At 60.6% G+C, this 11161-nt stretch carries 9 protein-coding genes and 1 pseudogene; 5 read left to right on the top strand and 5 right to left on the bottom strand.

Annotated elements, in window-relative coordinates; translation table 11 throughout:
* The 3 genes and pseudogenes from BDB13_RS00005 to BDB13_RS00015 all read left to right on the top strand — a co-directional run.
* On the top strand, positions 1-1238 hold a 1238-nt coding region (locus BDB13_RS00005; RefSeq protein ID WP_094269843.1), incomplete at its 5' end, for a PepSY-associated TM helix domain-containing protein.
* Between the two features lie 26 nt (positions 1239-1264).
* Positions 1265-1765, top strand: coding sequence for a copper chaperone PCu(A)C (locus BDB13_RS00010; RefSeq protein ID WP_094269844.1), 501 nt, complete (start codon positions 1265-1267; stop codon positions 1763-1765).
* Positions 1758-2959: pseudogene (locus tag BDB13_RS00015) on the top strand (Dyp-type peroxidase). The gene BDB13_RS00010 and the pseudogene BDB13_RS00015 overlap by 8 nt, the downstream one beginning before the upstream one ends.
* A gap of 51 nt (positions 2960-3010) precedes the next feature.
* Here the strand turns inward: BDB13_RS00015 and BDB13_RS00020 are convergent.
* The gene (locus tag BDB13_RS00020) at positions 3011-4132 is read right to left on the bottom strand and encodes a GIY-YIG nuclease family protein (protein ID WP_094269845.1); all 1122 of its coding nucleotides are present in this window, start codon (positions 4130-4132) and stop codon (positions 3011-3013) included.
* A 116-nt stretch (positions 4133-4248) separates the two neighbouring features.
* Here BDB13_RS00020 and BDB13_RS00025 point away from each other — a divergent pair, with 116 nt between their 5' ends.
* Entirely contained in the window at positions 4249-5013 is a 765-nt protein-coding gene (locus BDB13_RS00025; RefSeq protein ID WP_094269846.1) for an SDR family NAD(P)-dependent oxidoreductase, read from the top strand.
* A 54-nt stretch (positions 5014-5067) separates the two neighbouring features.
* Positions 5068-5991: a DUF2797 domain-containing protein gene (locus tag BDB13_RS00030; protein WP_094269847.1), complete on the top strand. Its 924-nt coding sequence runs from the start codon at positions 5068-5070 to the stop codon at positions 5989-5991.
* A gap of 25 nt (positions 5992-6016) precedes the next feature.
* Here the strand turns inward: BDB13_RS00030 and BDB13_RS00035 are convergent, their stop codons facing one another.
* The 4 genes from BDB13_RS00035 to BDB13_RS00050 form a co-directional block, all read right to left on the bottom strand.
* Complete coding sequence (locus tag BDB13_RS00035; RefSeq protein ID WP_094269848.1) at positions 6017-6619, bottom strand: TetR/AcrR family transcriptional regulator; 603 nt, start codon at positions 6617-6619, stop codon at positions 6017-6019.
* Positions 6620-8224 (bottom strand): AMP-binding protein, encoded by a 1605-nt coding sequence (locus tag BDB13_RS00040; protein ID WP_094274551.1) that lies wholly within the window; start codon positions 8222-8224, stop codon positions 6620-6622.
* Positions 8225-8263: 39 nt separating this feature from the next.
* Positions 8264-9925, bottom strand: coding sequence for an AMP-binding protein (locus BDB13_RS00045; protein WP_217902112.1), 1662 nt, complete (start codon positions 9923-9925; stop codon positions 8264-8266).
* Positions 9926-10005: 80 nt separating this feature from the next.
* Positions 10006-11157 carry an acyl-CoA dehydrogenase family protein gene (locus tag BDB13_RS00050; RefSeq protein ID WP_094269849.1) on the bottom strand — a complete coding sequence of 384 codons (1152 nt, stop codon included), beginning with the start codon at positions 11155-11157 and terminating at the stop codon, positions 10006-10008.
* Between the last annotated feature and the right edge of the window lie 4 nt (positions 11158-11161).

The following is an 11161-nucleotide window of genomic DNA, read 5'->3' on the forward strand; positions in this document are numbered from 1 at the left end:
TCGTCTACAGCGACTACCTCCAGACCGACAGCACGGGACAGATCGCGTCGTTGAACAACCAGATCCGTTCCGCTCAGCAGTACCGCCCTGACCTCACGGTCTCGGCGGTGCGCCCTGCCACTGAACCCGGAGAGACAACGCGGGTCCTGTTCACGGATCCGTCACTCGGCGAATCCGAAAGGCTCGCAGTCTTCGTCGACCCGGTGATGGCCAAGCCCGTCGGCGAGTTGGCTGTGTACGGAAGCAGCAGTTCGCTGCCGGTCCGCACGTGGATTTCACAACTCCATCGCAATCTTCATCTCGGCGAACCCGGTCGCCTCTACAGCGAGTTGGCTGCGTCATGGATGTGGGTCGTCGCCCTCGGCGGTGTCTACCTCTGGTTCCGTCGGTACCGCACCGCCCGCAACGCGCGACTCCTCACAATGGATCGAACGTCCACCGGGCGCAGGCGAACCCTGAACTGGCATGGCGTCGTCGGCATCTGGATAGCCGTTGCCTTGGTCTTTCTCTCGGCAACCGGTCTCACGTGGTCGACCTATGCCGGCGAAAACGTGACCAACCTACGGACAGCCCTGAGTTGGACCACTCCCTCGGTAGCCAAGACCCTTGGCGACGCTCCCCCACCGGCTACGGGTGGGCACGAAGGCCACGGCACCGCTCCCGCTGCCGCCGGAATGATGACCGATACCAACGTCGGTCGCGTCGACACCGTTCTCGGTATCGCGAGATACCACGGCATCACCGGCCCCGTCGAAGTGTCGATCCCCGCCAACGCCGAGACTGCCTTCACCGTCACCCAAACTCGTCAGCCTTGGGTGTTCAGCAACAACACCATCGCAATCGACGGGGCAACTCAGAAGGTTACCGACGAACTGTGGTTCTCGGATTGGCCTCTGGCAGCAAAACTCTCGGCCTGGGGAATCCAACTACACATGGGGCTGTTGTTCGGCCTCGCCAACCAAATCGCCTTGGCGGCATTGGCTCTTGCACTGGTGAGCGTCGTAATTCGGGGTTACGTGATGTGGTGGCGCCGACGCCCCACCCGCGGGTCCGACTGGGCCGTGGGTAGCGCACCCGCTCGCGGCGGTATCCGCAACCTGTCGCCGTTCAGCATTGTTGCCCTGACGGCACTCACCGCACTGATCGGCTGGTTCGTCCCATTACTAGGGATCAGCCTGCTGGCCTTCCTGTTGATCGACACATCTGTTGCGGCATTCAAACGTCGCGCGACCATCTGACCCTTCCTGAAAGTACGGAGATACACATGTCTGTTCGAACCAAGGTATTCGTAGTTGCCGCATTGTCCGCAGCCCTGACCTTGACCGGTTGCTCTTCGAACTCCGAAAAAAAAACCGAGGCAGCACAATCCATCACGGTCCAGGACCAATGGATCAAGGCCGCACCCGAGATGATGAGTTCCGGATTTGCAGAACTCACCAATACCGGCGACACCGACGTCCGGCTGGTTGCGGCAACCAGTCCGGCATCCGCCCGCGTGGAACTCCACGAAGTGGTTTCCGGGGACGGCGGAACGATGACCATGCGCCCTAAGGACGGTGGACTCCTGATCCCCGCCCACGGCACTGCCTCGCTGGCACCCGGCGCAGACCACCTGATGTTCATGGAACTTGCAGCGCCACTGTTGCCCGGCACCGAAACCGACGTCACTTTGGTCTTCGACGACGGTTCGAGCACCACATTCAATGCCCAGATCCGCGATTTCTCCGGTAACCAGGAGAACTACGACCCCAATCACGGTGGCTGAGAACAGTAACCTGCGACTGAGCCGGCGGCGCCTTCTCGGAGGAGGCGCCGCCGCGCTCGCTGTCGCGGGAACCACTTGGGGTGCAACGTCACTGGCGCGGGCGGAGGAAACGCCGGCCGGCAAGAGGACGGTTCCGTTCCACGGCGTCCATCAAGCCGGGATCGCCACACCACCGCAGGCGCACGCCACCTTCATCGGCTTCGATCTGCGACCGGGGGTGGAACGCAGCGCTGTCGTCGGCATCATGAAAATGTGGTCGGCCGACGCGTCCCGTCTCACTGCCGGCGCACCCGCCCTGGCCGACACCGAGAAGGAACTGGCGCTCGATCCCGCCGGGTTGACGGTCACCGTCGGCTACGGCCCCGGACTGTTCACCAAGCTGGGATTACAAGAGCGGCAACCGGACTGGTTTACTCCCCTACCGTCGTACTCGATCGACCGACTCGAAGATCGTTGGGGCGGCACCGATCTTCTACTCCAGATCTGTGCCGACGATCCGGTTACCATCGCCCACACTGTGCGAGTACTGACCAAGAATGTGCGCTCGTTGGCCACAATTCGCTGGACCCAGAAGGGGTTTCGCAACGCTCGGGGAACCACGCCCGAGGGCACGACCATGCGCAATCTCATGGGTCAGGTGGACGGAACGGTCAATCCTGCGCCCCGAACTACGGATTTTGATTCCCTGGTGTGGGACAACGGCACCGATCAACCCTGGCTAGCGGGCGGAACATCGTTGGTACTGCGCAGAATTCGCATGGAGATGGATACTTGGGACGAACTTGATCGACCGGGACGCGAACTGACGATGGGTCGAACATTGTCCAACGGTGCTCCGTTGACCGGCACCGACGAGTTCGACGAGGCCGATTTCACCGCGACCGACAAGTTCGGTATCCCGGTGATTCCGCCGGGATCACATATAGCCCGAGCCCACCGCACTCACGAGAAGGAACAGTTCTTCCGTCGTGCATACAACTACGACGATCCCCCGAAGGCGAGCAGACCTCCAACTCGGGACTGATCTTCGCGGCATTCCAGCGGAACATCGCGGCGCAGTATCTGCCAGTGCAGCAGCGGTTGAGCGACTTCGACGCGCTCAACGAGTGGACGACGCCCATCGGTTCGGCGGTTTATCTGATTCCACCCGGCTGCGAAAAGGACGACTACCTCGGCAGTGGATTACTGAAGTAAAAAGGTGGGCTTCGGAACAACAATTCCGGAGCCCACCTTGGTACATGCTTCTTACTTCTTGCGCGGTCCCGGCATTGCCGCGCCCGGACGAGCGGTGGTCAAGCGGGTAACCCAACCGCTGACCGGCCACTTCTTGAGTCCGACGTTGTGCGGGGTGATTTCGGTGCCGACGTACTTTGCCGCGAGATCCTCGTCGACGTCGCCGCTCCAGCGCCACAACATACTGCCGTCGGCGTTACGCGTGGACACGTCCCACGACTGTGCCCGGAAGGCGCCACGAATAATGCTGTCTGCGAACACGAGTACGGGAATTCCGGCCTCAGCCCGCACTGCTGCGCCGGCTGACCATTCTTGCCGCGCAAGTTCGTAGATCTCTTCGGCGGTGGCTCCGGCGCGAGCCGAACCCGGAACGTGCAGGACAACACTGGGCGTCGGCAATTCGGGTGCCGGATCAGCGGAGTACCGCAGGGCCAGCTCTTCGACGCGGGTTGCCCGCAGATCCTTGTCGGTAGCGTCGCCGGCAAGATTGGTCAATCCACCGCCGACCTCGCTGATGCGCAGTGCCTCGACGACGGCGTGAACAGCGATATCCGCCGTGCCCGACGTTCCCAGTGCACGCACGAGAACATAGTGCTCGACTGCGGACCCGGCATCGTAGATCTCACGGATCCGAGAAATCTTGGCTGCGGTGACAGCCGGATTTGCTTCGGCGGGACCGTCGGCACCTTCCAGATTTTCGAGCTCACCGAGCGCCTCGAAAACCGAAGCGAAAACCTGGTTTCCGGTGCCGTGACCGACGTGGAATACCTGATCGTTACGCGGGTCACGCAAAGCAAATAGATACTCTCCCAAACGCTTTCCAACCTTCTCGGAGAACGGTTGCGGCGCAGGCTTGCGGACGATCACTTCGGTGGACAGAGTCCGCATCACTGCGAGACGGAGGGCATCCGGCACAGTTGCCGCACCTGCCGCACCGGAGAAGATAGCTGCCGACGCCGCGCTGATCGATGTGAAAGTACGACCCACCTGCTTCTCGAGCGAAGCGCAGATGGTGCCGACTGCGCTCAGTCGTGCGTCGAGAGTTCCTTCGCCCTCGGCGAGAAACTCTTTGATCAACGGCGCAACGAGCAGGGTGGGGCTGATACCGCGCGGAACTGTCCAGACAATAGCCATTCCACGAGACTAGGCGATCAGGGCCAAGCCCGAGGTCAGTCGCGCTTCAAAGTGGACAATTCCAGCCAGCGAGACACACGAACACTCGAGGGGTGGATCACACACAGAATCGAAGAATGAGCAGATTCACAGGAAAAGTTGCCATTGTCACCGGCGGTTCACAGGGTATGGGCGAGTCGACCGCACGTCTGTTGGCGTACGAAGGCGCGACGGTCGTCATCGGCGACGTTCTCGACGAGAAGGGCGCCGCTGTGGCGGCCGAGATCGGCGGCGTCTTCCACCATCTCGACGTCAGTAGCGAATCCGACTGGGCGAACCTCGTCGACGCGACAGTCTCCCAGTTCGGCACCGTGGACGTCCTGATCAATAACGCGGGCATGCTCGCGTTTGCCGCGGTCGAGGACATCGACGTCGCTCAGGTCGAAAAGTTGTTCTCCGTCAACATCATCGGCGCAATGCTGGGAGCCAAGACCGTGGTTCCCGTCATGAAGAAGGCTGCGCGCGGCGTGATCGTCAACATCTCGTCCGTCGACGGTCTGCGCGGCGTGAACGGGCTGAGCGCGTACACCGCGAGTAAATGGGCTGTTCGCGGGCTCACCAAGACGCAGGCTCTCGAACTCGGCCCCTCGGGCATCCGCGTGTGCTCGGTACACCCCGGTGGAGTCGACACAATGTTGGGCAACGCAGCCGGCAAGACGGGTGACGAACTCCAGAAGCCGTATGGCGCGGTTCCGCTGCGCCGGATCGGGCTCCCCGACGAGGTTGCACGTGTAACAGCCTTCGTAGCCAGCGACGACGCAAGTTACATGTCCGGAGCTGAGATTGCCGTCGACGGCGGTTGGTCGGCCGGAACCTACTACCCCGGGTTGCCCGGCAGCTGACGCACTAGAATCGGTGGTTCCCACACTCGATCGAAGGAACCGGCACCTCACATCATGACTTTGCTCGTGCGCGGTATCGAATGGTCTGATCCGGCGGCCCCACGTATCCGCGTCGTCGACGACGGTACCGGCGAGACCACCTTCTTCACACACACGTCGGTGCTGCGTTTCTCGGTCGACGAAAAGCGTGGACGTCGGTGCCTCGGATGGCGCGATATGACGGCCGACGGACCCGGGCACTCTCCGTGTGATCGAAACGCAAAGGTGACCAGCGGGCGTCAGTGTGATCGTTGCCGAAATCGTGAGGGCTTCACCACCGTGCACCAGGCCCATGTGAGTGGTGCGCACATTCATCCGAATGTGCGCACCTACCTCACGCAGCCGCAATGGCTCTACATCGACATCTTCGCCGGCGGGCGAATGAAGGTGGGGACGGCGTCGCAGTTCCGCAAGTATCCGCGCGTCGCGGAACAAGGGGCCGCGGCGGCTGTCTATGTTGCCGGCTCCACTGACGGCTACAGCATTCGCGCTCTCGAAGCTGAAGTCTCCCAGCAGTTTCACCTCAGTCAGGCTATCCGTACGTCGCGCAAACTCGACGCCTTGACCAACCGAGTCGATACCGTCTCGCTACGCGACGAGCTGGCACAGTTCGTCTTGTCGAACCGAGAAGAGTTGGCCCACATCGGATCCGGCGTCGACGGTATCGAGATCTTCGAGCAACCCGAAACCTGGACGCCGCCGGCCTGCTCGCAGATGGTTTTCGACGCCACACCCGCGATGGTCTATCCCCACACCTTCGAGACGGGCGAGCACTCGCTCTATCTCGAAGGGCTGACCGGGCCGGTGGCGCTCTTCCGCACCGACACCGACCCGGACTCCCCTCGCTTTGTCGCAGACATCTCAGCCTTGGTCGGACGCACGATTACGGTGGGCAATTTCGACTCACCCGGTGTCGCGATCCAAGAATCGCTGTTCTGACCGCTAGATACGGAGTACTGCGTCGCTAGATACGGAGTACCGCGGCAGCGCAGTCGGCTAGTAACTGCCGCATCCGATCAGGCGTGAGTCCGCCACTCTGAAACAGCGTGGACTGGATTGCGCCAATCGAGGCATGGACGACGGCACGTGACTCGGCGTCGTCCAGGTCGTCACGGAGTTCGTCGACCAGGTGGACCCATTCCTCGAGATAGAGGCGCTGTTTGCGACGTAGACGCCTCCGATCACCGTCAGGGAGGTTGTGAATCTCGTTGTGATAAACCTGCGCCAATTCACGTTTGCCGACAACAAATTCGATCTGCCCGTCGATAAGGTCCTTCAACGCCTGCCGAAGGTCGGAAACCTCCGAGACGATCGTTTCTGCGTCGGCAAGCAATGCGTCGATGACTCCGTCGAAGAGTTCGACGAGCACGGCGGACTTGCTGTCGAAGTGTCGGTAGATTCCGGATCCGGTGATTCCGGCTGCGGCTCCGATATCGGCCATGGAGACCGAGTGAAACCCATTGCGAGCCACCAAATCTGCGGCTGATGCCAGAATCTTGTCGCGGCGCGCCGGATCCCGTGTCCGACCCGGCGAACCTGGTTCTGTCACAGCGACCCCCGTTGCCATCTACGCAGGACTGCTGTCATAGTGTCCGGTAAACCTTTCCCTGACCACATTCTTCTGGATCTTACCGGTCGAGGTCCGAGGCAACTCATCGACGAAGATCACCGACTTCGGCGCCTTGTACCGATCGATATGGTCCTTCACAGATTCGATCAGTGTCCCCTCGTCCACATCGGCGCCGGCCTTGCGCACTGCAACGACCGTAATCGCCTCACTCCACCGAGGGTGAGGGAGTCCAACCACGACGGCCTCGAGAATACCCGGCGCTACGTGCATGACTGCCTTCTCGACTTCCATCGAGGAGACGTTCTCGCCGCCGGTCTTGATCATGTCCTTGCTGCGGTCTGTGAACCACAGGATCCCGTCGGTATCGAAGTGGCCGAGGTCCCCTGAGTGGAACCAGCCGTACTCGAAGGCTGTCTCGGTGGCCTGCGGGTTGTCGAGGTACTCGGTCATCACGTGCGGTCCGCGGTAGACAATTTCACCTTCGTCGCCCTGTGGTACCAGCGTGCCGTCGGGCGCCATGATGGCTACCTGGACGTTGGCCACCGGACTGCCGGCGGCACCGTTGTGGGTCAACTGATGCTCCGGTCTGAAAATGGTTGCCGTCGGGCTCATCTCGGTCTGACCGAAGAGAAGGTAGAAGTCGCAGTCGAAAACCTCGATGCACCTTCGCAGTTGGCGCTCGGGCATGGGCGCCATGGCGTACAGAGCCCGTCGCAGACTCGACAGATCCGTACTCTCGATCGCCGGATGTTCGAGCATCTCGCGGTACATCATCGGCAGACCGAATATCTGTGTAATTCCCTCACTTTCGATCTGCTGTAGAAGCGCTCCCGCCTCGAAATTGCGGCGGATATACATCGTTGCGCCGACTGCAATTGCGGTGGTGCAGTGGCAGTTCAGTTGCGCCGTGTGGAACATCGGCATCATTGCAACAAATTTGTCGTTCGCATTGAACTGTCCTTCGAGCGCCATGGAAAGCGACTCGAGATAAACGGCAGTGTGGTTGCCTACGACGCCTTTCGGTGCGGCCGTGGTGCCGCTGGTGTAGAGGTACGTGATCGCGTCACGGTCGTCGACAAAGACCTCGGGTTCGGCGCTGGACTCCTGCTCGGAGAGTTCGGCAAACGTCAACTGCAAACGACCCTCTGCAATGACACCCGTAAATTCCACTGTGCCCGGTGCCATGATGACATCGGCGACGGCAGGGACTCCGGCAATCGCACCCGCAATCGCGTCGGCAAGCTGGTTCTCCACGACAATTCCGCGAGCCTTCGAATGGCCTAGTACGTATGCCATTTCGTGAGACTTCCATCCGAGATTCAACGGTACACACACAACCCCGATCTTGGCGCAGGCGTAGTACGTCACGAGGAACTCGACGCTGTTGCCCGACGCCAAGGCCAATGCGTCGCCGCGTTCGTACCCGCGTGCCAGCAGGCCATGTGCGGTGCGGTTGACCCAACTGTTGAGTTCGCCGTAAGTAAACGTCTCGCCGTGATCGACAATCGCCACCGATTGGGGCGCTCTCCACGCGACTCTGGTCAGAGTGTCGCCGACATTGACACGATGAATCAGATTCAGAGCGGTATCGCTGACAGTCATTTCTTCCACCTTCTGCGTTGTGTGGGTATTGCCGGAGAATCAGCTGCTGTAGAAGTCTGCATACTCTTGCCGAAGCTTGTATTTCAGGACTTTTCCGCCCACGGTCTCCGGGAATGATTCAACGAAAACGAGACCCTTCGGCGATTCGAATCCAGCCAGGTTGGCGCGGCAATACGCCAGCAGTTCGCCCGACGACACCTGCGACCCGTCCTCGGTGATCACCAAGGCAGTGACGGCCTCACCCCATCGCTCATGTGGCAGTCCGACAACCGTCGCACGGGTCACCGCCGGGTGTTGAGCAAGGACGGCTTCGACGCGAATTGTCGCGACATTCTCACCGCCCGTCTTGACGATGTCCTTGTAGCGATCGACCATGATGCGGTGGCCACTCTCACCGATGGCACAACTATCGCCGGAGTGAAACCACCCATCGGCAAACGCTTCTCGCGTTGCCTGCTCATCACGGTAGTAGCCCGAGCACACCACCGGCGAACGGTACACGGCCTCACCCGGACCATCTGCGGGGTCGACGATATCGCCGCCCGCGGGATCGACCACCTTCGACGCCAAGATGGGACTGGGCACTCCCACATAGTTCTCGTTCGGGGCGGTCCTGGCATAGAGGTCGGACCACTCGTCAGGCCAGAAACGGTGACAAGCGATCGCCTCGGTCTGTCCGAAGATCGCGAAGACATTCAAATCGTTGCCGCAGTGTCGTTTCAACGAGGCGAGAACGGTCGGTGGCAGTGCAGCCCAGCCGTAGGTGATGTTGGTCAAACTGGAGGCGTCGAACTCTCGATTTTCCGTGAGGGTCTTGTCCACGGCTGCGGTCATCGCCGGAGATCCGGTAAACAGCGATGTCACTTTTTCGCGGTCGATCGCACGGCAGATTTGAGCCGGATCAGGTTTGCGTCCCATCACCAGCGTTCCGCCGCTGAGAATCGTGGACATACTGAACAGGTTGTCGCCGATGTGATAAATGAGGGGGAGGAAACTGCACTGAACCAAGTCCGACTCGAACCGCAATCCGCGCGTCAGTGACAGCGCAAAACTGTATGCGGCAAAGTAACAAGCGTTGTGGGACAACATCACCCCCTTCGGCGCCGCGGTAGTACCGGACGTAAACAGAATCTCCCAGATGTCGTCGCCGTGGATAACGACATCCGGCTCCGTCGTAGGCTGCGCAGCGCAGAAATCTTCGAAAGTCTCGCTTCCGGCCACCGACACATCACCGAAGGGAATGCTGACACCCGCGCGAACTCCCCGACCTTCGAACGACGTGGCTACCCGATCCCACAGGTCTGCATCTACCACGAGAAACTTGGGATCGGTGAGCTCGATCAAACCGTCGACCACGTCCGGCGCCATAAGGGTATTGGCAGGAGCGCAGACCAAACCCGCCTTCGCGATGCCGAACTTCGCCAGCCACGCCTCGACGGAGTTGTCACAGTAGAGCATGACTACATCACCGCGCTGGAGCCCGCGATCTATCAGCCCGTTGGCAAATTGATTCGCCAACGCATTGGCCTGTGCATACGTCAACCGCTCGAACTTCTCACTCGCGTAGGCACCATCCCAACCGACAATTGCCGTCTTGTCCGGCTTGCTCCACGTCATGCGTTCCAGCAGATCGCCCACGGCAGTTCGATCCCACCGGTTGTCCGCGCGACGGTTGACGAAGTCGTTTACGTTGATTGGCACAGCGTCCTCTTCTCGGAAAGACGTATTGTCGGATAAGTCGTATTGTCAGGAAGGCCTAGTCTGTCGCGAAATATGGTTTGTCAGTATGACTTCGGAAGTTTGAGGCTATGCTGTGCGACGTAGTTGAGGATCATTTCGCGACTGACCGGGGCCACGCGCAAGAGGCGTGCGATCGACCACTGGGGAATCAATCCGAACTCGGTACTGAAACCATTTCCGCCGTGGATCTGAATCGCGGTATCGGCCGCACCGACGGCAGCCTCGGCAGCGGCGTACTTCGCTATATTCGCCGCCTCACCCGCAGGCTTGCCGTTCTCGTAGAGCCACGCAGCTTTGGCGGTCATCATCGCAGCGAGTTCTACTTCGATCTTCGCTTTCGCAAGCGGATGCGAAACACCTTGGTAAGTACCGATCGACGGTCCCCAGACAGTGCGGGTACGCGCATAGTCCGCGGCCCGTTCGACGACGTAGCGGCCGACGCCGACGCACAGTGCCGCGCCGGTGATGCGCTCGGGATTCAGTCCGTCGAAAACCTGACGGAACCCGTCATGCTCGGTTCCGAGCAAATTAGCGGCAGGAACACGTACGTTGTCGAAGTGCAATGTGAACTGCTTTTCCGGCAGGCTCACACCGACCGGGAGCAGGTTCTTCACCAGACCGGGAGCGTCGGTCGGTACCAGGAACAGCGACATCGTGGGCCGGCCTTGGGCATCAGTGCCGGAACGTGTCACTACGACAAGCGCTTCGGCTTCATCGACTCCGGAAATGTAGTACTTGGTTCCGTTGAGCACATAGTCGTCACCGTCGCGGACCGCAGAGGTGGAGATACTGTGTGAATTCGATCCCGCATCGGGCTCGGTGATGGCGAAGACCACCTTTGCGTCACCGGAGGCCATGCGCGGCAACCAGTTCTGACGCTGGTCCTCCGTTCCGTACTTGGTGATCAGTTCGCCGGAGATTGCGCTGGATACCAAAAGCAGCAGCTGCGGACAGCCGTGCGCAGCGGTTTCCTCACACACGATCGCCAGTTCTGTCATACCGGCTCCGCCGCCGCCGTATTCCTCGGGCAGGTTGATGCCGATGAAACCGTGATCCGCGAGATCTTTCCACAGTTCGTGAGTCGGCTCATGAGCGGCGGCGCGCTCGGCGTAGTACTCGGGTCCGTACTTGTCGGTGATAGCGCCGATTGCTCGGCGAAGGTCCTGATGCTCTACAGATTCTTCGAAGTTCATGTGT

The organism is Rhodococcus sp. OK302 (assembly GCF_002245895.1).
GTDB lineage: Bacteria > Actinomycetota > Actinomycetes > Mycobacteriales > Mycobacteriaceae > Rhodococcus_F.

Excerpts from the sequence above, each read along its gene's own strand:
- BDB13_RS00010 (WP_094269844.1), top strand. The coding sequence starts at position 1,265 with ATGTCTGTTCGAACCAAGGTATTCGTAGTTGCCGCATTGTCCGCAGCC.
- BDB13_RS00020 (WP_094269845.1), bottom strand. The coding sequence starts at position 4,132 with ATGGCTATTGTCTGGACAGTTCCGCGCGGTATCAGCCCCACCCTGCTC.
- BDB13_RS00025 (WP_094269846.1), top strand. The coding sequence starts at position 4,249 with ATGAGCAGATTCACAGGAAAAGTTGCCATTGTCACCGGCGGTTCACAG.
- BDB13_RS00030 (WP_094269847.1), top strand. The coding sequence starts at position 5,068 with ATGACTTTGCTCGTGCGCGGTATCGAATGGTCTGATCCGGCGGCCCCA.
- BDB13_RS00035 (WP_094269848.1), bottom strand. The coding sequence starts at position 6,619 with ATGGCAACGGGGGTCGCTGTGACAGAACCAGGTTCGCCGGGTCGGACA.
- BDB13_RS00040 (WP_094274551.1), bottom strand. The coding sequence starts at position 8,224 with ATGACTGTCAGCGATACCGCTCTGAATCTGATTCATCGTGTCAATGTC.
- BDB13_RS00050 (WP_094269849.1), bottom strand. The coding sequence starts at position 11,157 with ATGAACTTCGAAGAATCTGTAGAGCATCAGGACCTTCGCCGAGCAATC.